The 22,280-nt window shown below is 43.3% G+C and carries 19 protein-coding genes and 1 pseudogene; 10 read left to right on the forward strand and 10 right to left on the reverse strand.

Features of this window, described 5'->3' with window-relative positions:
• Positions 1 to 50 precede the first annotated feature (50 nt).
• Complete coding sequence (locus B4K26_RS02695) at positions 51 to 848, reverse strand: hypothetical protein (protein ID WP_296243373.1); 798 nt, start codon at positions 846 to 848, stop codon at positions 51 to 53.
• 462 nt (positions 849 to 1,310) lie between these two features.
• Here B4K26_RS02695 and B4K26_RS02700 point away from each other — a divergent pair, with 462 nt between their 5' ends.
• Both B4K26_RS02700 and B4K26_RS02705 read left to right on the forward strand, forming a co-directional pair.
• A complete protein-coding gene (locus B4K26_RS02700) occupies positions 1,311 to 2,258 on the forward strand; it encodes an energy transducer TonB (protein ID WP_296243374.1) in 948 nt (315 codons plus the stop codon).
• Positions 2,259 to 2,388: 130 nt separating this feature from the next.
• A complete protein-coding gene (locus tag B4K26_RS02705) occupies positions 2,389 to 3,264 on the forward strand; it encodes a mechanosensitive ion channel family protein (protein ID WP_296243376.1) in 876 nt (291 codons plus the stop codon).
• Here the strand turns inward: B4K26_RS02705 and ybeY are convergent.
• From ybeY to B4K26_RS12845, 5 genes and pseudogenes are all read right to left on the reverse strand, one after another.
• Positions 3,261 to 3,917: an rRNA maturation RNase YbeY gene (ybeY, locus tag B4K26_RS02710; RefSeq protein ID WP_296243377.1), complete on the reverse strand. Its 657-nt coding sequence runs from the start codon at positions 3,915 to 3,917 to the stop codon at positions 3,261 to 3,263. The two genes, B4K26_RS02705 and ybeY, sit on opposite strands and share 4 nt — an antisense overlap.
• Before the next feature lie 126 nt (positions 3,918 to 4,043).
• Entirely contained in the window at positions 4,044 to 5,144 is a 1,101-nt protein-coding gene (locus B4K26_RS02715) for a PhoH family protein (RefSeq protein WP_193031816.1), read from the reverse strand.
• Positions 5,145 to 5,500: 356 nt separating this feature from the next.
• Positions 5,501 to 6,652: an IS200/IS605 family element RNA-guided endonuclease TnpB gene (gene tnpB / locus B4K26_RS02720; protein ID WP_296243379.1), complete on the reverse strand. Its 1,152-nt coding sequence runs from the start codon at positions 6,650 to 6,652 to the stop codon at positions 5,501 to 5,503.
• Positions 6,652 to 6,962, reverse strand: a pseudogene (gene tnpA, locus B4K26_RS02725) (IS200/IS605 family transposase). The gene tnpB and the pseudogene tnpA overlap by 1 nt, the downstream one beginning before the upstream one ends.
• Entirely contained in the window at positions 6,925 to 7,047 is a 123-nt protein-coding gene (locus tag B4K26_RS12845) for a transposase (RefSeq protein WP_414708029.1), read from the reverse strand. Before B4K26_RS12845 ends, tnpA begins: the two are co-directional and overlap by 38 nt.
• 518 nt (positions 7,048 to 7,565) lie before the next feature.
• Between B4K26_RS12845 and B4K26_RS02730 the strand changes: the two genes are divergently transcribed.
• The 3 genes from B4K26_RS02730 (at position 7,566) to B4K26_RS02740 (ending at position 11,273) form a co-directional block, all read left to right on the forward strand.
• Positions 7,566 to 8,813: an FAD-dependent monooxygenase gene (locus B4K26_RS02730; RefSeq protein ID WP_296243405.1), complete on the forward strand. Its 1,248-nt coding sequence runs from the start codon at positions 7,566 to 7,568 to the stop codon at positions 8,811 to 8,813.
• A gap of 197 nt (positions 8,814 to 9,010) precedes the next feature.
• Positions 9,011 to 10,288 (forward strand): FAD-dependent oxidoreductase, encoded by a 1,278-nt coding sequence (locus tag B4K26_RS02735; RefSeq protein WP_296243381.1) that lies wholly within the window; start codon positions 9,011 to 9,013, stop codon positions 10,286 to 10,288.
• A gap of 46 nt (positions 10,289 to 10,334) precedes the next feature.
• Complete coding sequence (locus B4K26_RS02740) at positions 10,335 to 11,273, forward strand: Abi family protein (RefSeq protein WP_296243383.1); 939 nt, start codon at positions 10,335 to 10,337, stop codon at positions 11,271 to 11,273.
• Positions 11,274 to 11,396: 123 nt separating this feature from the next.
• Here the strand turns inward: B4K26_RS02740 and B4K26_RS02745 are convergent, their stop codons facing one another.
• The 3 genes from B4K26_RS02745 to nadA form a co-directional block, all read right to left on the reverse strand.
• Positions 11,397 to 12,308, reverse strand: coding sequence for a lysine exporter LysO family protein (locus B4K26_RS02745; protein WP_296243385.1), 912 nt, complete (start codon positions 12,306 to 12,308; stop codon positions 11,397 to 11,399).
• Positions 12,309 to 12,477: 169 nt separating this feature from the next.
• Complete coding sequence (gene nadB / locus B4K26_RS02750; protein ID WP_296243387.1) at positions 12,478 to 14,373, reverse strand: L-aspartate oxidase; 1,896 nt, start codon at positions 14,371 to 14,373, stop codon at positions 12,478 to 12,480.
• A gap of 1 nt (position 14,374) precedes the next feature.
• Entirely contained in the window at positions 14,375 to 15,514 is a 1,140-nt protein-coding gene (gene nadA, locus B4K26_RS02755; RefSeq protein ID WP_296243388.1) for a quinolinate synthase NadA, read from the reverse strand.
• A gap of 332 nt (positions 15,515 to 15,846) precedes the next feature.
• On the opposite strand from nadA, the gene B4K26_RS02760 reads away from it, so the two are divergent.
• The 4 genes from B4K26_RS02760 to B4K26_RS02775 all read left to right on the forward strand — a co-directional run bounded on the left by B4K26_RS02760 (position 15,847) and on the right by B4K26_RS02775 (position 20,574).
• Positions 15,847 to 16,881 carry an NUDIX hydrolase gene (locus tag B4K26_RS02760; protein ID WP_296243390.1) on the forward strand — a complete coding sequence of 345 codons (1,035 nt, stop codon included), beginning with the start codon at positions 15,847 to 15,849 and terminating at the stop codon, positions 16,879 to 16,881.
• Positions 16,882 to 17,083: 202 nt separating this feature from the next.
• Entirely contained in the window at positions 17,084 to 17,944 is an 861-nt protein-coding gene (nadC, locus tag B4K26_RS02765; RefSeq protein WP_296243392.1) for a carboxylating nicotinate-nucleotide diphosphorylase, read from the forward strand.
• 268 nt (positions 17,945 to 18,212) lie between these two features.
• Positions 18,213 to 18,854: a MarC family protein gene (locus tag B4K26_RS02770; protein WP_144297246.1), complete on the forward strand. Its 642-nt coding sequence runs from the start codon at positions 18,213 to 18,215 to the stop codon at positions 18,852 to 18,854.
• Between the two features lie 337 nt (positions 18,855 to 19,191).
• Complete coding sequence (locus tag B4K26_RS02775) at positions 19,192 to 20,574, forward strand: NAD(P)/FAD-dependent oxidoreductase (RefSeq protein ID WP_313631331.1); 1,383 nt, start codon at positions 19,192 to 19,194, stop codon at positions 20,572 to 20,574.
• 85 nt (positions 20,575 to 20,659) lie between these two features.
• On the opposite strand, the gene B4K26_RS02780 is transcribed toward B4K26_RS02775, so the two are convergent.
• Entirely contained in the window at positions 20,660 to 21,262 is a 603-nt protein-coding gene (locus B4K26_RS02780) for a LysE/ArgO family amino acid transporter (protein ID WP_296243407.1), read from the reverse strand.
• Between the two features lie 193 nt (positions 21,263 to 21,455).
• Here B4K26_RS02780 and B4K26_RS02785 point away from each other — a divergent pair, with 193 nt between their 5' ends.
• Positions 21,456 to 22,226, forward strand: coding sequence for a hypothetical protein (locus tag B4K26_RS02785; protein WP_296243396.1), 771 nt, complete (start codon positions 21,456 to 21,458; stop codon positions 22,224 to 22,226).
• Positions 22,227 to 22,280: the final 54 nt, after the last annotated feature.

Here is a 22,280-nt window from a genome sequence, read left to right on the forward strand (position 1 = left end):
TCTTTAAGAGTCAGCGCTTTTTCATGGTCAGCGTGGTGCTTTTAATTTTTTTATGAAGAAGGCTCTAAACTTGGCTCAGTAGCGTCATCAATTGGATTAATAGGACCTTGCATCAATTCAGGCTCATCCTTATCGCTAATGATATCTTCATCGGCACTACTCGCCAGCAAATCGCGATAATTGATTTGCGTTTTAAGCACCAATTGCTCCTCTTCAAGCTCGCCATAATTTACTTGAACTTTATGTAAAGTGCTGATAATTTTTTTGTTCTTTTTGAGCCAGCGATTGATATCAAGGTAAATAATCTCTTCTTTTGCCCGCGCGATATTGATATAAGACAAAATAAAGCCCAAAGGGTCTTTTTTGAGGACATTATGATAAAACCAAATAAAAAGCTTAAGACCTTGGCGCTTGATAAACGACTCGCAGCGTAGATTGAGGACATCGGTATAAGTCTGCTGCCCAAAAACGAAGCGCTGGACGTTGCGATCAAGCTGCACATGAACCAAACTAAAATTACTCGCCACCTCGGCGTAAATGCCGCCAACATCAACCGTGCAATACAAGCGAAACCAGTCGTCATGTATCTCAGCGCGGAGCTCTAAAATGGCCTTTACATTATCGGTGACAAATTTTTGTAGCGCATCGTTGACGTAGGTTTGCGCGACCGGCAAGGATATTTCATCCTCAAACTTATCTGTCGTTTTGTTATAGATACTTTTGACTGCTTGGGTAAGACGCTCCCAGCCATCGCTGAATGATTCATCAAAACGGTCAGCGATACCCTCAAATAAATCCTCAAAACTGTCTGAATCATCCCTATTGTCCATATGATCAAAGTTACTCAAACTTATTATCCTTATAATTATAGTGCTCAGCGTTTAATAGCAAGCGCAAAAAATACTTATAAAACAGTATATATTAAAATGGCAGCATGCAAAATGGACGTCTACGTTTTGTCCTTATTAAGCAGGGTTACTATTTACCATCGATTGAAAAAAAACTTTAATATGCATGGCTTTAATACGCCAAACTTTGCAAACGCGAGTTAGTAGATTAGCAGGGATAAGAAAGCAACTCTGTTAATAGCTGCGGTATACAGTTGTGCTAGCGATACAATTATGCGTCATGGTATGATAGCGCCGGCATTGGTCGACAGGTGCTCATTTCATTTAAGAACAGCTATATGATCGATTCACTTTAAAAGCGCTTTAGTGCCACTGAAATAAGTTTTTCTTGATTTCTGCTATCACAGAGGCCACGAAAAACTCATTCCAGTAACACCTGACTATTAACGTATTGCTTTTATTTTGAACTTACCTCATACGATTTTTGCCGACCACCCTTATATTTATCAGCTGAGATTAACTGTGGCCTATATTAAAGACTCGCAAAGCTATCATTTTTCAGCGCAAGCGCCCAAGCGTGATATCAGTTTGCCGATGGCGGTTGTTATCGCCGTTAGCGTGCATGCGCTGATTATTTTTGGAATCAGCTTCTCAATGGGACAAGACCCTGCTGGCATGATGCAGGACGTTGCAAAAGCTTTAACCGAGAATATGCAGCCAAATGAAGATGCGCAGTTTATTGCCAATGCCACCCAAGAAGGCGGCGGAACGGTGCAAGAACAAATTCGCCAAGAAACGGATCAGATCAGCCCCGTGTCTTCCGAGCAAGTGAGCGAGACGCAGGATGTGATTAACTTGCAGCGTCAAGTCCGTCAGCAGCGTTATCAAGAAAGCTATCTGCGTACGACGCTAAGCTGGCGCGAAGCAAGCGTCGAGTCTGACAATGATAGCAAGCAAGAACAAGATGACATGATAGCGCAAGAAGAACGCCTGCGTAAGCAAATCACTACCTTAGAAGCACAGCTGTCTCAGCGTCAACAGCTTTACGCGACCAAATCAAAAGTTGTGACCGTCGATAGCAATTCGACAACGCGCGGTGCCGCCGCCGATTATATCAATACCTTTCGTGAGCACGTTGAGCGGGTCGGGAATCTGCAATATCCTTCCCAAGCGCGTGCTCAAGGTATCACGGGTGAGGTGCGCTTGATGGTCGTTATCGGTAATGACGGTAATCTCAAAGCCATTCGTTTGCTTGAAAGCTCAAACTCGACCATACTAGATGAAGCGGCCAAACAGTCAGTCAGACAAGCCGCGCCCTTTGGTAAATTTACCGAAGATATGAATGATATCGTCGAGTTGCGACTGATACGTACGTATCGCTACAGTGATAGAGTGGACGTCACTTACTAAAGCAGTTTAAAATCAGTGAAGTTTTATTCAAAGCTACATAATAATAAATATCTAAATGATAAAAAGTGTTTATAAAAGCACAATTATAAGATAATAGTTTTTTAAAACAGTTTTACAATAAAGAGCCAGTATGGAATTTTTAGGTTTTACCGTCGATATTGCCACTTTAACAGAAAGCGCTTTTAGCATCGTGTTGAAAATCGCTTTTGCCTTGTTGATATTTATCATCGGGCGCTGGCTAGCGAAAAAAATCGTCGCCTTCAGCAATCGGATTATGCTAAGTAGCCATTTAGAAGCAACGGCTGCCAACTTTTTAAGCCGATTATTATATGGCATGTTACTGGTCGTCGTTATTTTGGCAGCGCTCAGTAAAGTCGGCGTACAAACCACTTCTGTCGTTGCTATCTTGGGCGGTGCAGCGGTGGCGATTGGCTTGTCGCTTAAAGATCAGCTATCAAACTTCGCTGCTGGTATCATGATTGTGACCTTTCGCCCGTTTGTTCGCGGCGATTACGTACAAATTAGCAGCTACACTGGGACGGTTACCGAAATCACCCTGATTAATACCCATTTAACGACCATCAATAATCACGACATCATTATTCCCAACAATGATATCACTACTTCAGCGGTAACCAATTATACAGCGCTTCCCAATCGCCGCGTTGATATTACCATTCGTATTGGTTATGACGCCGATATCAAAACGGCCAAAGATATCATGTTAAAACTGGCCAACGATAATGCCATGGCTTTTACTGATCCTGCACCTATCGTTCGAGTGACGAATTTAGGGGAAAATTCAGTCGATTTAACATTAAACGTTTGGACTACCAATAACGACTGGTGGTCGATGAACTGTGATTTACTTGAATCCTTTAAATATGCCTTAGAGGATCATGAAATCGATATTCCATTCCCGCAGCGTAGCGTCCATGTTAAAGGGCTAGAGCAGTTGGTTAATAACACCGATAAATCACAGACGTTGCCACTAACTAAAAGCTAAAAATAAGGATTAGGTAACCCTAATCCTGCCAAAATATCAATCTCAAAGCGTTCCATCTCATCTTGTTCGGCTTGTCCGAGCTCGTGGTCAAAACCAAGTAAGTGCAGTATGCCATGAATCAATAAATGGCTAATATGCTGCGCTACAGTCTTGTTTTGTTCAGTAGCTTCACGTACGACCACGGCATGACAAACAATGAGCTCGCCTAGCGGTAGCGTTGGCATCAGTCCAATGATTGCCGCTGGCAAGTCGCTTGGATAGGATAAGATATTGGTGGCATAGTCTTTGCCGCGCGCCTCTAAATTTAGCTCTTGACCCTCGACTGCATCGATAATATAAATATCGAGCGCCTTAGACTTTTCTTGCCATATCTCAGCATCGACATCAGCAAAGTAAGGCAGCGTCAGGCCATGGTTAATATGCTCATCGATATTATCCAAAGTCGCCATCATGACTTTTAACAATTTTTCGCGAGGATAAAAGCTATCCAGTATCTCGTCATCAATACTATCGGCGGCGCTTATATCAAGCACGGCTAAGCTGCCATTAGTATTAAATGCGGCTAAGTTCTTATCGTTCTCATCATTATTAAAACGGCTATTAATATTCTCGTTTAAGTGATTTTCAGCGTTATTATGTTCGGCTGGGCTCATGCTACTCTCCTTTTTTATTTCAATGTGAAAGTATCTAAGATTAATTAACTAGCAATAAATGATTAACACTAAAAAACCGGATATCAAATCCGGTTTGTGTCATATATATACGTTGCTTAAAATAGATTATAACTTAGCGGCGGCATCAGAAATGGCTTGTTTACGCTCTTGCTCTTTCATGCGCTCAAACTTACGCTTTTCTTGTAAGGCGAGTTGCTCTTCATCAAAAACATCATAAGCTTCAACGATTTTTTGTACCAATTGATGGCGCACGACGTCTTTTGAGTCAAACTTGGTGATATGAATCTCTTCGATACCGCTTAAGATATCCATCGCTTGCGCCAGACCTGATTTGTGCCCACGTGGTAAATCGACCTGCGTAATATCGCCAGTAATAACCGCTCGTGAGCCAAAACCTAAACGCGTTAAGAACATCTTCATTTGCTCAGGCGTGGTATTTTGCGCTTCATCTAAGATAACAAACGAATTGTTTAGCGTACGACCGCGCATATAGGCAAGCGGGGCGACCTCAATGATTTGCTTTTCGAGCATTTTACCGACTTTATCAAAGCCAAGCATTTCATACAGCGCGTCATATAAAGGACGTAAATACGGGTCGATTTTTTGGGTCAAATCTCCGGGTAAAAAGCCCAATTTTTCGCCAGCTTCTACCGCTGGACGCACCAATAAAATACGCTCAATCTCATTGCGCTCAAGCATATCGACCGCACAAGCGACGGCAAGATAAGTCTTACCCGTACCAGCAGGCCCAATACCAAACGACACGTCAGAGGCTAAAATATCTCTGACATAACGCTGCTGATTGCCACCGCGCGGGATAATTTTCCCTTTACGGGTACGCAGACTAATCGGCGTAAAGTCAGTGGCGGCTTCCAAATTATCAGCATCTTCCTCGGCAGCCGATTGCTTATCGGCCTCTATATCTTCATCGCGGGCGATGCTCGATTGGATAATAAGATGTAGCTCTTCGGCGCTGATATCTTTGGTGTTTTGCGCTTCATCGACCATTTTATAAATGATGCGTTCGCCGCGCTCAACGCCCAAAATATCGCCACTTAAACAGAAGTCGCCTTGGCGTTGGCTGATTTTAATATCGAGGCGTTCTTGGATATATTTCATGTGGTTATTATATTCGCCGAGCACGGTTTTCAGCTGTGCTGGGGTCAACGATTCAAAATGTATACGGCGGCTTATGGAATCAGTCAAGCGATTATCCTTGTATTTGGTTGCCCGCTACTATGGCTGCTGCTTCTGTGCATCATTGCTTTTATGCATGATAGTCGAGCGGGCTTTAGAGATAAAATTGTGAGTCGTGTTTCAATGTTTTTAAATAGTTTTTATAACGTTTGTTGCTTTTATAACAGTTGTTTAGCTGATAGAAATTAAGATGACGATAAATGGCTGATAAGAATTGTTATTCGTAAAATGACTGGTAATAAGTAACTATACTGCCTTCATTATGGTAGATAGATTATGAACTACCCTCCACCTTAGAGGCAGGGGTTTCTTAGATAATACCCATACTTGATACGGTATTCTGTATCAGCGGTTAGGCAAATTGACTAAGCTAACTCCGTCGCACCGACGGTTTTTAGTGTGACCAGCTTCAAACCCTCATTGAGAATATTGATACTGGCGTTAATGTCCCGATCATTGGTTTGCAAACAACTAGGGCAATCCCATGATCTTAATGACAAGGGTAATTCAGCCTTGGTCAGTAAGTGGCCACAGTTTGAACAGGTTTTAGAAGATGGGTACCATCTATCTATTTTGACAAGCGTCTTGCCATACCATTCCGCTTTATAAGCAAGCATGGCAGTGAAGGTTGACCATGAGCTATCACTAATCGCTTTTGATAGTTTTTTATGCTTAACCATACCTTTGACGTTCAAATCTTCTATAGCAATCACATCGTGGTTTTTGATGAGGTTGAATGAGAGTTTATGTAGAAAATCAGTGCGGCTATTGGTTATTTGCTCATAAATTTTGGCGACTTTAATTCTTTGCTTTTGATAGTTGCGGCTGTCGCTCAGCTTGCGTTGCTGCGCATTGGCCACTACTCTGCGCCTGGCTAAAATCTTTTGCTCTCTTGCCAACTTGTGTTGCAACTTCGATAGAAACTTAGGATTAGCGACTTTGCTGCCATCCGATAAGACGATGAAGTCAGTTAATCCTAAATCAATGCCGATGTTTGAGTCAGTCTTCACTATTTCATCAACAACAGTTTCAACCAATAAGCTGACATAGTATTTGCCTGATGGGGTTTTGCTGATGGTCGCTGATTTGATTAAGCCGTTTATTTTATTCGGGAATTTGGCGGGGATATGACCAATCTTAGGCAGTTTAACGGTATTGTGCGTGACGGCTACTGTGCCCTTTTGGTTGTTGGTTGTATAACTGTCGCGTTGCCCTTTTTTCTTGAACTTGGGGAAGCCAAAACCGCCTTTGAAGAACTTATTATAAGCGCCTCTTAAGTTTTGCTGAACGTTGGCCAATGCCAAGCTATCGACCTCTTTTAACCACTCGTACTCGTTTTTATATTGAGCTGGGGTATTCTTTAATTGGGTTTTGGTTTCTTTATAGTGTTCTATCTTGTCACTAAGCATCTTGTTCCAGATAAAGCGTACACAACCAAACGACTTAGCAAAGAATACTTGCTGGTCAATGGCCGGATACAGCCTGACTTTATAGGCTTTTAGGATTTGTTTGGTCATTATTTGCCCTGATACATAATGTACTGCTTGATTACCTCAAGAGGTGCGTCGCCTGTGGTTATTAAACAAAACGATTGCGACCAAAACCTATCCTCCCAAAGTTTGCTTTTAATCTGTGGAAATTCTTTTTTAATAAGCGACTGCTTGCTGATTTGTAGGTGTTAATAAACTTGCTAAGATCACTTTTTGAATGGGCTTTGAATAGGATGTTAACATGGTCTTTGTCATGATTCCACTCAATAACTTCAATCTTATAATCGGGGCTGATACGCTCAAAAAATTGCTTTGGTTCTATCTGATACTGCATCATTAAATACTTCTCTACGATATTTAGTTACCAAAATAAGATAGTAGTTTAATAGGAAGACTGAAAGAGAATTAGTGTCCAAGAGCATCTAACAGTAAGCCTTTTAATAAATAGATTGGTTATATACCATACGACACATTGGCTGTTATATCAAACGTATTCATCCCACTATCTTAGAGGTAGGGGATTTCTTCGAAATTTTTGTTAAAATTCAATTGATATGAGGGAAGTAGCGCTTTATTTTTGTATGGTGATTGCAACTGTAGATCATACACCTTAGAGAGAAAACGGCAACAAAACTATATAGCCACTTTGGTTAGTGCCAGGAGTACAGAACAAGGGATAATTTGTGGTAATCTAGTGCTTAGATACTAGTGCTTAGATACTAGTGCTTAGATAAAAGCGCTATAAAACTGGGATAAGACTATTAAATAACGAAAGACGTATCAGATAAAACAAGATTTTTGAGTATCTTTTTGGGTGTAAAGTCATTGTGTCTAATAGCGTACTAAATGGATCATAATAGGAATAACAACCATGCAAAATGCTGAAGCAAATTTGTCAAAAGCCAATCCTGCTGAATTTAGTCATGGCAATAAATCTGCGATGACTGAGCAGCAAGTTCTTATCGCGGGTGGGGGGCATGTCGGATTGTCGTTTGCGCTGTTACTCGCGCATCATGGTATCGCTAGCACCTTGCTAGAAAAAAACAGCTATCCAACCATCAGCCCCAATGATGACCGTCAGCGTAGCCACTATCTAGATAGTCGCAATACTGCATTATCACGCCGAACAGTACAAATTTATCAAGAGATTGGCTTATGGGATGAGTTACAAAGCCATGCTTGCCGAATTGATGCGGTGCAGATAAGTGAACAAGGCAGCTTTGGACGCGCACAATTGAATAAAGCCGAGGAGCAGGTCGAGTCATTTGGTCAAGTGATGGAAAACGCGTGGCTTGGACGAAAGCTGTTACTTGCTGCCCAGCAAGAATCGCTGATTACCCTGATTGATAATGCCAATGTGGTAGCCGTTAGCCAACAAAGCGATGGCGTGACGTTGAGCTTTAGTTATTACGGTGAAGAAGAGCACGAGCAGCAATTACAAGCCAGCGTATTAGTCGCTTGTGATGGTCGCGACTCTACCGTGCGTCAGTTGTTAAATATCGGCACCAGCACTTATGACTATAAACAAACCGCTATCGTTGGGGTGGTAGAGAGCGATCAGCCACATGAGCATATTGCTATTGAGCGTTTTAGTCCAGCAGGGCCGCTTGCGGTATTGCCATTGACTGATCCAGAAGGCGACGGCAATGATGAGTATCAAAAAGGCTATAGACGCTCGGTAGTTTGGGTATGCCCAACGGGCGAGGAAATGCAGTATCTAGAAGATGATGCGCATTTCTTGGCAACCTTGCAGCAAGCCTTTGGCGCGCGCGCTGGCACGTTTAAAAAAGCCGGTCGCCGCGGCGCTTATCCATTAACGCGGGTACTGGCAGACAAACAGGTCGACGGCCGCTGCGTCATCATGGGAAATGCGGCTCATACCCTGCATCCAGTTGCTGGGCAAGGGTTTAACCTCTGCATGCGCGACGCACACGTACTGGCGCAAATGATGAGTCGGCAGGTGCTAAAAGGCGAAGATATCGGCGATCCGACTTTGCTTAAGCGTTATGAAAAAGCTCGTCAAACCGACCAAAAACGCGTGATTCGTTTTTGTGATGCCGTTGTCCATGGCTTTACGCATCCAAATCCAGCGGTGAAGCTGGCACGTAATGTGGCTCTGGTTGCCTTTGATAAATTACCGAATATTAAACCATTAATTGCCAATTATGCGATGGGCTTGAAGTCGTAGTATTAATAGCTGAAGTTACGCAAAGCATTCATATTCGGCGATCGGCAATTATTTGTCTCGCTGGCTGTACGTTAGTTGCAGAGGCTGCGCCGAATTATTTCCGACCGCTTTAAAAGAGTTGAACCATGTTGATAGGTAATTTTAGTTGATAATAAGCGTTTTAATATAATAAGCGCTCTAACATTGAGAGATAACTTATGAAAAATAACCATACGCTCATTATCGGTGGTGGTATCGTCGGTGCAACGCTTGCCCTTAAACTGGTGCAAGCGGGAATGCCAGTAACGCTCGTCGATGCGCGACCGCAACGTGGTGAAGCAGATTGGCAACAGGTGCTTGGTCAACGTGATGCACGCGTTTATGCTTTGAGTCTTGCCAGCATTGGTTTGCTAAAAGATGTCGATGCTTGGCAAAAAATATCTGCATCAGGCCGAAAAGCCGATTACTCGCAAATGCAGGTGTGGCAATTAAATGGTATGGGCGAGCTATTATTCGGTGATAGTGAGGATAATAGTGATGACAGTAATCAAAACACTGAACCCAAAATGCTTGGTAGTATGGTTGAGCCAGCAGTCATTGAGCACGCATTATGGCAGCGTTTATCAGCGTCTGATGTCAGTCAATATCTAACAGTTATCGATGGGCATAAGGTTATCGATATGGACTGGCTCGGTAGCGTGCAAGGCTACCGTGTGACCTTAGATAACGATACCGTGATTAATGCTAATTTATTGGTTGGAGCTGACGGTCGTGGCTCATTTGTGCGTAAGCAAGCAGGCATTGAGCTGGATGTGCTTGATTATAAGCAAACGGCGATTTGCTGTGCCATTCAAACCGACAAGCCGCATCAAGCAACCGCTCGCCAAGCCATGCTGCCGACAGGAACGCTGGCGTTATTGCCGCTTGCTGATATTACTGATGAAGATAAAGCCAACCCGCAACACTGGCAATCAATCGTCTGGACATTACCACGCAATCAAGCGCTGGCATTGTTGGAAGAATCGCCGCGCTATATCGCTGATAAATTGGCTGCTGCTAGTAATTATGAGCTTGGCGCTATCCAAAAAATTGAATCAATCGCCAGCTTTCCGTTAGCGGCGCAGCAAGCAAAAAGCTACGTCGCCGATAATTTAGTCTTAATTGGGGACGCTGCGCATGGTGTACATCCGCTGGCAGGTCAAGGGCTGAATTTGGGCATGCTCGATGTGAAGGCGTTAAGTGAACAACTCACCCATGACTATGCGCGCAGTGGCAATAAACTCTGGGGTACGAACCAAACTTTGCGTAGCTATGAGCGTCTGCGTCGTCCACATAACAGTCTAATGATGCACAGCTTTTCAGCGCTTAACTGGCTATTTGTAGGCTCGCTTGCTCAAATGCGTCCGATTCAACAACTTCGTAATGAAGGTATGTATCGTGTCAGCAAAATTAAACCGCTGATGCGCCTGTTTGCCAAACAGGCAAGTGGGGTTTAGGTGATTACGTGTTTGATAATTAATAGTATGAAGCAGAGTACATTAAATGAGTAAATCTTGGTTGTCATTCCAACAGCAACTTAATAGTTTAAAAGCTAAAGATATACTAATAGACAATGAAGCAGCAGCACTCAGTTATCTTGAAAAAGTCGGTTATTATCGGTTAAGTGGTTACTGGTATCCATTCCGTCAGTTCAATGACAACTCTACAAACAAACGGCTGAGTTTATTCGTAGACAATACCCATTTTAAGCATATTGTAGAGCTTTATGTCTTTGACAAAAACTTGAGGCTCTTAGCATTGGATGCATTAGAGAGAATAGAGATGGCAGTTCGAGTGGATATTGCGCATATATTGGGTAAAAAAGATCCACAAGCTCATGAACAAGCAGAGAAATTAGATGGTAATTTTGCAAAAAAGATAATTAGGAAAGGAAGGAATAAAGGAAAGACTGAACTCCAACTTTGGTTGGAAAAGCATAGTCAGTTATTACATCGTGCAAGAAAAGAGCCTTTCATTTCGCATCATAATAATTCTTATAAGGGAGTTATACCCATTTGGGTAGCAATTGAGGTTTGGGATTTTGGTTGCATGTCTAGATTGTATGCTGGCATGACTTATTCAGATAAAGCGACTATTGCACAAAAATATGTGGTTACTGGAAAACAACTTGAGCAATGGTTACGTAGTCTAAACTTTATTCGTAATGTTAGTGCTCACCACAGTCGATTATGGAATGCTAACATTCTTGAACAGTCAGCTCCTATTACATTAGATGAAAGATGGACGGCACTTGCAAATCATAAACCATTTTTTTATTTTTGTATTATGCAGCATATGCTAAATATTATCTGCCCTAATTCTCAGTGGAATAAACGTTTTAAAGTTTTATTGAAGGAATTTCCTACTGTACCTAATAATACTGTCAATATTACAGATTTTGGTTTGGTAACGAGTATAGATGACTGGAAATTATGGCTATAAAATAAGTTATTATGAAGTTGAATCACTAGATATAGAAAACCGCCACTTGCAAGAGCAGAGGTGACGGTCATATTGATATACATGATATCACTTAATATGAATTTAGCAAATGCTAAAATGTATCTACCCCAATGCCGAAAACAGCACCATCAGCACTGGCGATACAATATTAATTAGAAAACCAAAGCTAATCGCCAATGGCACCACTTTTAGACCGCCAGATTGTTGAATAATAGGCAAGGTAAAGTCTAAACTGGTCGCGCCGCCAAGTCCAACCGCCGCTGATGGGTATTTGCGCATAAAGACGGGGATAAATAATAGCGCAAAGAACTCACGTATTAAGTCGTTAAATAGCGCCACACTGCCCCAAACGGCGCCATAAGCATCAGTCATGATAATCGCTGATAGCGAATACCAACCAAACCCAGATGCCAGTGCCAAGCCTTTTGTCCATGATACATCGGTAAACATCAGCGCGAAAACAAGTCCGCCAACCAGAACGGCTAGTGTAAAGATGATACTCATCTCGACGCCACGTTTATTGAGTAGTACTTCTTTAAGGGTAATGCCCGAGCCTTTTAAGCCAATACCGACCAGTAAGATTAATACCATCAGCATTGCGGTCATGGTGTTTTCAGGCGGCATATAATCCACGGGTAAGAGATAGCCAATTACCATGCCAATCACCACACAAATCACTTGCGCCAAGCTGCCTCGAATACTAACGCGATGCTCTTTGGATTTGACGCTGGGCTTTTTGGCATGCCACGGGCGCAGGCGGTCAAACAGCATGAGAGCAAATAAGCCAGTGCCAATTGTCAGTATCGATAGGATGGTGACATATAGGGCGATTTCACCTATTTGGCTGCCAAGCCCTTCGACTTGTGCCAGCTCAATACCAATCAAACCTAAGATGATAAAGACCAAATAAGACAAGCCTTTATCGGCAAGCTTAGTCATGGTTGGATTTGAGGGAATGGCAAAGCCAATAAACATTGGCATTAATACCAAAACAAGAGTAATGAGGCTTTGCATGGTGAAGGGCTCGCAGCGTTTATGATTTTTATCAAGGCAGTTTCAAGAAGGCACTTTTAACAAGGTCTTTTTAGGAAGCTGGAGATTGTATCATATCACCGCGTAAATGCTGGAAAATCAGTGCTAAAACCGAAGTCATATTCGCCATATTATTGCATGACAAAACTGCTTATGAGGCCTCCGTTATTGCCTCATTATTTATCATAAAAGTATTGAAACGAGAAATTTGCATACTTGCCTGATTTAATAATGGCTCAATCACACTGGTTTTAGCTACAGTTGCTAACTGTGGATAGTCTTGACGGTAATGGCCACCGCGGCTTTCATGACGCTGATAAGCGGACTCGATAACTAAAGTCGCTAATTGTAATTGTCTTACTAACTGAAATTCCGCCAGCTCATTTAGACTAGGAGGCATATCCTTATTAATTATAACGGAGCGATTAGTTTTATCAGAACCAGTGCCCTTTTGCCATTGCTGAATTTGTATTAGTGCTTGTTCTAGCTGCTCAGCACTACGGGTGATGTCCATGTTATTGGTCATCAATGTTTTTAGCTGCGCCGTTATTCCGTTGATATCAGTGACTTTAGTATCGATATTTAAAGCGCTTTTCGTAGTGCTATATTGATAAGCGTCAAACAAAGGCAGAGTAGTGCTAGGTAAAGTAATCGTTTGAGTGTTTTTAAGCGTTGGCGCTGACCAAATATCAGCAGCTAATTGTTTTAAATTACTATTGTTTGTAGTTGTATCTATTTTATCTAAAGCTGCTAAATAACGCGGTAAGTCAGCAGCGATATTGCGCCCAACCACCACGCACTCCAAGAGTGAGTTACTTGCTAAGCGATTGGCACCATGCAGACCTGTGTAAGCAACTTCGCCTGCCGCATAAAGTCCTACCACATCAGTCAAACCATTGGCATCTGTGACCACGCCGCCACAGCTATAATGCGCAGTCGGTGCAACGGGGATAGGTTGTTTTGTGATATCAATACCGAGTTCGAATAGGGTTTTATAAATCTGCGGGAAATGCTCGCGCAAAAATGCCGCTGGCAAGTGACTGACGTCAAGATTGACATAACCAAGCCCATTTTGATTAATCTGCTCAGCGATGGCACGCGCAACAATATCTCTTGGAGCTAGTTCTGCGCGTTTATCAACATCAAGCATGAAACGCTTGCCAGTTTGTGGACAATATAAACGTCCGCCTTCGCCGCGTAGTGCTTCAGATATCAAAAAGCTACTGTCGCCAAATGCCAAACCAGTCGGGTGAAATTGGATAAACTCTAGATTTGCCAAGCGGCAACCTGCTTGCCATGCCATCATCACCCCATCGCCGACACAGACGTTCGGTGCGCTGGCACGTTTAAATAGTTGCCCCAAGCCACCACTGGCTAAGACGACCGCGCGACTATGAAAGGTGAGTTTACGTTGATTGAAGTGATCAAAAACAAGCGCACCTTGGCATTGCTTATTTGGATTGGCGCTGCTTTTTAAAAGGCTCAGCGCTTCATGAAACGGGAGCACAGTAATGTTGCTTGCCGCTTTTACCTTGACTGTTAAAGCCTCCATCACGTGGCGACCAGTTGCATCATCGGCATGTGCAACTCGCCGACAGCCATGACCGCCTTCTTTGGTCAGATGCAAATCGCTAGTCTGGAATGCTGCTAAAGGATTTGCATTATTATATGGCTGTCTTTCCTGTTGCGGAATCAAGGTAAAGGGTACGCCTTGCTCGCAGAGCCATTGCACGGCTTGCGGTCCGGAGCTCAAGATACTAGTGGTATTGTCAGTCGCGCATAATCCTGCGCCAGCGATGAGCGTATCGGCAATATGGTCAGTGATAGAATCGTTTTTATCTAAGCTTGCGGCGATGCCACCTTGAGCATAGTGACTTGAGCAAACCTCCAATGCAGCCTTGCTTAATACGGTAATATTCAGCGATGTTGGCAAGGCGCGAGCAGTACTTAAGCCAGCAAGTCCAGCGCCAATAATGAGCACGTCTGTCTGTATAATATCTGTAGAATTATAAGTATTTACCTTATCCGCTGACTGTGCCTCGCTCATATTAGGCCGCTCCGACATTGGCAAATAATTCGCGGTCTTTGACGATATCTCCGCTCGCGGCCACACGTTGTTTTTGCGCTTCAGCAAAATCAAGCATACGTTGTAAAGGTTTTCTAGCTGCTGCTGCCAGCTCAGGCGTCATGAGGACTTCACCGCTACGATTGGTCAAGCACTGTTCAATACCTTGCAGGCCATTCATTGCCATCCATGGACAAAAAGCACAGCTTTTACAACTGGCGCTTTCACCAGCCGTTGGCGCAGCTAAAAAGCGCTTATGTGGCGAGCGCTTTTGCATCTCATGCAAGATGCCTAAGTCGGTGGCAACGATAAAGGTATCGGCATCCATCTCATACGTTGATTGCAACAGCTTACTGGTCGAGCCAACCACATCGGCCAGTGCTACGACGCTATCAGGTGACTCAGGATGCACCAATACTTTGGCGTTTGGGTATTCCTCTTTTAATTGCAGCAGCTCAGTAGCTTTAAACTCGTTATGGACCAAGCAAGACCCTTGCCAAAGCAACATATCGGCGCCAGTCTCTTGCGCGATGTATTTACCTAAATGGCGGTCAGGACCCCAAATAATTTTTTCACCATTCGCATGCAAATGTCGGACGATATCGATGCCAACCGAAGACGTTACGACCCAATCAGCACGGGCTTTCACAGCAGCGCTAGTATTGGCATAAACCACCACGGTACGCTCAGGATGGGCATCACAAAAGGCAGAGAATTCATCAGCAGGGCAGCCCAAATCAAGTGAGCATTCAGCCTCCAAATCTGGCATCAGTACCGTCTTCTCCATACTCAGTATCTTTGCTGATTCACCCATAAAGCGCACACCAGCGACGACCAAGGTTTGCGCACTGTGCGCTTGTCCAAAGCGCGCCATCTCTAGCGAATCACCAACGCAGCCGCCGGTTGCCAAGGCCAAATCTTGGATAAAAGGATCAACATAGTAATGCGCAACCAATACCGCATTATGCTCTTTTAATAGCTGCTTAATATTCTCTTCAACCGCAAGTCGTTCCGCACGTGGCAAATCCGCTGGGATTTTCGCTTTGGCGTATTCGATATTCATCTGAGTCGCAATGCGATTATCAGTGCTCATGATGGGCGCGTCGTATGGATAAGTTTTCATAAGTGCAAACCTTTGCTGCGATAACGGCAAACCAATAGCCGCTAAAAGTGAGTCAGTTAAATATGGTTAATAAATATGGTTAAATAACAAGTTTTAATAATTATGCTCATTTTGAGCATAATTACAAGTATTTTTTATAAACTGCTTCTAAAATGATACGTAATTCGTCAAAACTTACCTTGCTCGCTGTCTTTTTTATTGCTTCCGATATCGTCTATTTACAACGGCAGGCTATGATAGTTTTCGATTCACGCTATACTAAGCATGGTTATAAACACTTCATCTTGAAAACGCTCATTTCACGTTTAAACATAAAGGAAACCTTTAAAGCCATGACGTTGTCTTATTCGCATTCGCATCAACAAGGTAGCGGCACCACAGAAGTGGTCGCCGTGCTAGTAGCGATTACTGAGCACACCGCGCGCGTTTTAACGGTTGACCAAGGCAAGCTCTTGCCTAACGGGCCATTGATGCCATTACATCGCTCCTTGCAAGCGGGCGTACGTCAATGGGTCGAGGAGCAAACGCAGCAGCCGCTTGGTTATTTAGAGCAGTTATATACCTTTGTTGATACCAATCGGCGCAACGTCGATGGTCATGCGCTTGTCTATGTCAGCTACTTAGGGTTGGTGCAAGAAGCGCAAATGCAAGAGCTGCCAAGCCAAGCATTGTGGCGCGATTGGTACGAGTATTTCCCATGGGAAAATCACTTGGACGGCATGCCAAGTATGATTATGAATCATATTGTGCCGGCGTTATTAAGCTGGGCGGATAGCGCAGCAGAAACAGTCGTGCAGCAGCGCCGCCGTCAGCGTATTGGTTTATGCTGGGGAATCAGCGAGGAAACCTTGAGGGTTGATAATCTCAAAGATACGGACAAAGTATTAAATGCTGATAAAACTTATGAAAATAGAGAATGGGTGGCCGAGCATGTCTTGCTGCGTTATGAGATGCTTTATGAAGCAGGTTTAATCCCTGAAGCGCCGACTTATCCGCCAAGTTACCAAGTGAGGTTGCCTACAAATTGGTTGCAGTTAATAGGCGTACCGATGTATTACGACCATCGCCGCGTGATTGCCACCGCTATCTCAAGACTGCGTGCCAAGATTGAATATCGACCGCTTATCTTTGGTTTGATGCCGGACGTGTTTACCTTATCGCAGCTGCAACAAAGCGTTGAAGCGTTATCAGGCGTACCTTTACATAAGCAAAACTTCCGTCGCTTGCTAGATTCACAAAAACTCGTCATGGAGACAGGGCAGAGTAGTAGCGCTCAGCGCGGTCGCCCTGCCAAGCTTTATCGCTTCCGCCATGATATTGAGCTACAAAGTTTACTGATGGATAGTAAATTGCCTAAACGAAAATAGCATCAACTGCATAAGCCTTCCTATACTGACGCTAAATACTCATATTAAAGCTAAATCAGATTGGTTGATTTTATTAATTTGCACCCTTTTCTTGCGAGGCTTTGTACTTTGCGCTATATTTATGCTCATTTTGAGTTTAATTAAAGATGTTTTATTAAGTGTATCGAACGCATATAAATATCAGGCAAAATAAGGGTCAAATATGACAGTTAAACAAGAGCCAGCATTGGCTGAAGTATTGCTTAAACCTTTGGTTGAAACGGCATTAACGGAAGATTTGGGTAGGCGCGGTGATGTTACTTCACAAGCGACTATACCAGCAGATATGCAAGCGCAATTACAAATAAAAGCGCGGCAAGCAGGCGTAATATGTGGGATGGATTTAGCGCGTTTGTCTTTTGCTTTGATTGACGAGCAAATCGAGTTTATTGCCAAAGTGAATGACGGTGCAACGGTTGAAGCGGGTACGGTACTGGCAACAGTGCGTGGTAACGCGCGGAATTTACTAACCGCAGAGCGTACTGCGCTTAACTTTATGACTCATCTCAGTGGTATTGCGACAGACACCAAAAAAATCGTCGATAGCGTCGCCGACTATCCAGCGCAAATTACTTGTACGCGTAAAACCATACCTGGGCTGCGCATTGTGCAAAAATACGCGGTGCGCTGCGGCGGCGGGCGCAATCATCGCTTGGGCTTAGATGATGCAATTTTAATCAAAGATAACCATATTGCTATCGCCGGTGATATAAAAACTGCCATCCAGCAAGCGCAAGACTTTGCCGGGCATCTCATACCAATAGAAGTTGAAGTCGATACGTTAGAGCAGTTAGAGCAAGCCTTAGATGCCGGCGTGAATTTGGTACTGTTAGATAATATGGCACCTGACGTATTATCAGAAGCCGTCGTCATGTGTAAGGGTCGCGCCAAAACCGAAGCTTCAGGCGGTATAACCCCTGAAACCGTGCAAGCAGTCGCAAAAACAGGCGTTGATTTTATCGCGATGGGTTATTTAACCCACAGTACGACAGCATTAGATATTGGCCTCGATTTTAGCGCTTAAGATTAACCTTTAATTTAAATTCATAGTTAGGTTTATGGTTTCACTCGCGTTTTAAATCACGGCTAAATAGCTTATTAAAAGGGCAGATTTGTACGGATATGCTATTGAATTGGTAATGACGAGACATTAAGCAAAGTTAATGATTTAATAGGCTTATCTGGCTATGCTACAATGCCGCTGCTACCGATTATAAGGTCGTCTTTGCCTGTACTTGTGCATAGCGACCTTATCTTTTGTCCGATTTGACCAATAGATAAGCGAGCGCTCAGTGGATACTGAAATTATCAAGATAATCTTAGCCTTTATGGTACTGATTAATCCCTTTGGCGCCTTGACGTTGTTTTTGGATTCAACTCACGGCTATTCGCTGAATAATCGCCGTAAAGTGGCGCGCGTGGCTTGCCTGACGATTTTTATCACTATCAGCTTTTTTACCTTAGCAGGTGAAACGCTCCTAAAAGCGTTGGGTATCTCGATTGGTTCGTTCCAGTTGGCAGGTGGTATCTTGGTATTTCTAATCGCCCTGAATATGATGAATGGCGAAGGTAACCCGGTTAAGCCCGATCAAGAAAACTTTGATGTTGACCATTTGCAAGGTGCGCCGCCAACGATGGCTGCAGCGGTGGTGCCGATTGCCATTCCGATGATGATTGGACCTGGCGGTATCTCGACGGTGATTATTTATTCATCACAGGTCACTGGTATTTTGCAAGTCTCTGCCATTTTGATTGCTGGTTTATTTATCAGCTTATTTTGTTATGTGGCGCTAATGGCTGCCGGTCGTATCAGTCGGTTATTGGGCGATACTGGACTTAATATCATGAGTCGTATTATGGGTATGTTGCTTGCAGCAGTTTCTATCGAGATTATCGTTAACGGCCTACGTACCTTATTTCCTGACTTAGTGTAATTGTCACCTTTCTTTTCTGCCACTTACTTCTCTAATGGCTCTTACCTGTCCTTTTTTACGCCCCTTCTTTTTTAAAATATATCCGTATCTTTTTAGACCGTGTAAAAAAACATGGTCTTTTTATTATTGAGCTAAAGTCTAAAACCTCCTAAAGTAGTCAAACCTGCCTATTTGCTAAAAAATATTAAGACTTATCCTAAAAGGTTGTTTAGTAACACCTTTATATGTCTTACAAATGATGATTCGAATTTCAATTAATCACCAAAAGTCTGCATTAAAAACGTTATCCATACAAATATGTTATGATAGGAGCACAACAATATTATAGGAGTGAGTTTTGAGTAAGAAAAGAATGGCAATTTTAGGGGCGGGTCCAAGTGGTTTGGCACAGTTACGTGCCTTTGAAGCGGCTCGTTTAGCCGGGGTAAAAGACTTACCTGAAATCGTATGTTATGAAAAGCAAAACGCCATTGGTGGTATGTGGAATTACAGTTGGCGTACTGGTTTAGATAGGAACGGTGAACCCGTGCACGGCAGTATGTACCGCTATTTATGGTCAAATGGCCCCAAAGAATGCTTAGAGTTTGCCGATTATTCATTCGATGAACACTTCGGTGAAGCCATCCCATCATACCCGCCACGTGAAGTCCTAAAAGACTACATCATGGGGCGTATCGATAAACAAGATATCCAAAAATATATTCGATTTGAATGCCCTGTGCGCTGGGTGTCGTTTGATGATGACACGCAAAAATTCACCGTGACGGTGATGAACCATAAAACCGATGAGCAAGAAGTCGAAGAGTTTGATTATGTGGTGGTAGCGACTGGTCATTTCTCTACGCCAAATATGCCGTATTTTGAAGGTTTAGAAGCCTTTCCAGGTCGTATCTTGCACGCGCATGATTTCCGCGATGCGCTAGAATTTAAAGATGAAGATATCTTATTAGTAGGTAGTAGCTATTCTGCCGAAGATATTGGTACCCAGTGCTACAAATATGGCACCAAGTCTGTGACCATCAGCTATCGTAGTCAACCGCTTGGTTATGAGTGGCCAGAAGGTATTAAAGAAGTGCCATTAGTGACGCATTTTGAAGACGATGTCGCGCACTTTGCCGATGGTACGAGCCAAAAGTTTGACGCTATTATCATGTGCACCGGTTATTTATTTCATTTCCCGTTTATGCCAGATGAGCTACGTTTGCAGACGCACAACTGCTTGTATCCAGCCAACTTGTACAAAGGTATCTTTTGGCAGCCAAATCCAAAGCTGATTTATTTAGGCATGCAAGACCAGTATTTCACCTTTAATATGTTTGATGCGCAAGCATGGTATGCACGTGATGTGATTATGGGTGATATCGAATTGCCCGATTTGGCAGCGCGTGAAGCAGACGAGCAAAAATGGCTCGCAACGTATGCCAAATGCGTGACGGTCAGTGATTCAATCGATTTTCAAGCCGCTTATATTCGCGATTTGACCAATGCCACCGATTATCCAGAATTTGCTGTTGAAAAGCAGGGTGAGATTTTAAAAGAATGGCAAAAGGACAAAGCCGAGAACATCATGACCTTTCGAGAAAAGGCTTATAGTTCTACTTTAACGGGCACAATGGCACCTAAATTGCCGGAGCCATGGTTAGACATTCTCGATGATTCGCTTGAGCACTTTTTAAACTTAACCTTTGTTAAACCTAAAAAGCGCAAAAAAGTTTCTTGAGTCTAACCTGATAAATAAAAAACCAAATACGTTTCATAGCGTATTTGGTTTTTTCATTTTTAGCGTTAATAAACTAAACAAGCTGTTAGCTTTGGTATAAATGCCAAGCCAAATACAGCATTAAAAACCCTACCAAAGCGTCCAATATATTCCAAGCTTTTGGTTTGGCAAATAAAGGTCTGAGCAGGCGCGCGCCATAACCTAATGCAAAAAAGAAAAAGAACGATGCACTGACCGCGCCGACTGTAAAGGCCAATTTACTACTGGCACCGGTTGAAACCATGCCGACCAGCACCAATGTATCTAGATAGACGTGCGGGTTGAGCCAAGTAAAGCCAAAGCATAATAGCAGGGCTTTTTTTAAACTGGTGACCACTTGACCATCGACAGTGAGTGCATGTGATAGACGTACGCTAGCATATAAGCTTTGTAATCCGTAGCCTAGCAAGAATACGACGCCAGCAATTTTAGCGATGTTCACAACTTGTGGATAGTGCGCTGTGACCGCACCGAAGCCAGCGACACCAGCAGAAATTAAAACCGCGTCACTGATGGCGCAAAATAAGCAGACGAAAAATATGTGTTCGCGTTTCAGTCCTTGTTTGAGGACAAAGGCGTTTTGTGAACCAATGGTGATAATCAAGGATAAACCAAGCAAAAACCCGGCGCTATAATCGGTGAAGTTCATGATAATGGCCTTATCCTTTAACAATCGAAACGGTGACGTTTGCTTACTGGCAGCGCCCGAAAAAGCTGTTAAGATAAGGGATAAAATAGTCGAATGCAATGTGTTTGCTGCAATAGATGCTACCAAGTCATCAGTACTATTCAGAAATATTAGTCAGCAATGAATAAAGAATAAGCGAGGAGCAGGGTAGGTCATGGTCATAAGTCTGACAAGAATGCTACAGTCGTTCGGGCAAGCCCAAGATGACCTGCCAACCATCGCTGCCAAAAATGCTCAGCAAGCTGCCGCTAAAGAAGTTTCTGATAATGCAAATAAGCATGGCGATAGTAGCGCTAATCAAGAAAACATGGATACCTCAGCTGCCAACTTTTTGCTTAGCGAGCCGCAGCGTAGCGAGCGTATTTGTGATGCCTTAGCACAAGTGAATGATATTCGCACGCCGACGCCATTGACTGATCGCTATCTAGCCAATCGTGCCCAAATGCGCCCGACCAATAGACCTCCTTTTGACCCAGATACCTTATGGTATCTTAAACATGGACGCTGTCCGATTATGACTGAGCTTGTTGATGTGGTCGATGCAGCCACCCTAAATGCCATGCCGATTGAAGCGGTCGCCATATTAGACCGGATTAATAGTAAGCTAAAGCGTTACCGTGAATGGAGTAGCGAGCTCAATGCCGAGCAACAGCAGCAACATAATGAGCGCCAGTTTGTTATCGATAAGCTGGTGTCTGAAAGTATCCCTGAAGCGCTGCATCATTATGAGCAGCTGCAACGCTTTAGCCCGCATCGCACTAAAAATAATGTCGTGCAAGGAAAAATGACCGCTGGCGATATGCTCACGGATTTGTTTTTAGACATCGATTACGAGCTTGACGAGTTATTAGAAGAATTACATCAAACGGTGATGAATAAACTGGCTTCAACGCACCGTTATGTCAAAAGCCGTACCCAAAGCTAACTTGAATTTAACGAGGATTATTTAAAAGTTGTTAGGGCATGTCTTCAATTGGAT

Source organism: Psychrobacter sp. UBA6766 (genome assembly GCF_002453355.1).
Classification (GTDB): Bacteria; Pseudomonadota; Gammaproteobacteria; order Pseudomonadales; family Moraxellaceae; genus Psychrobacter.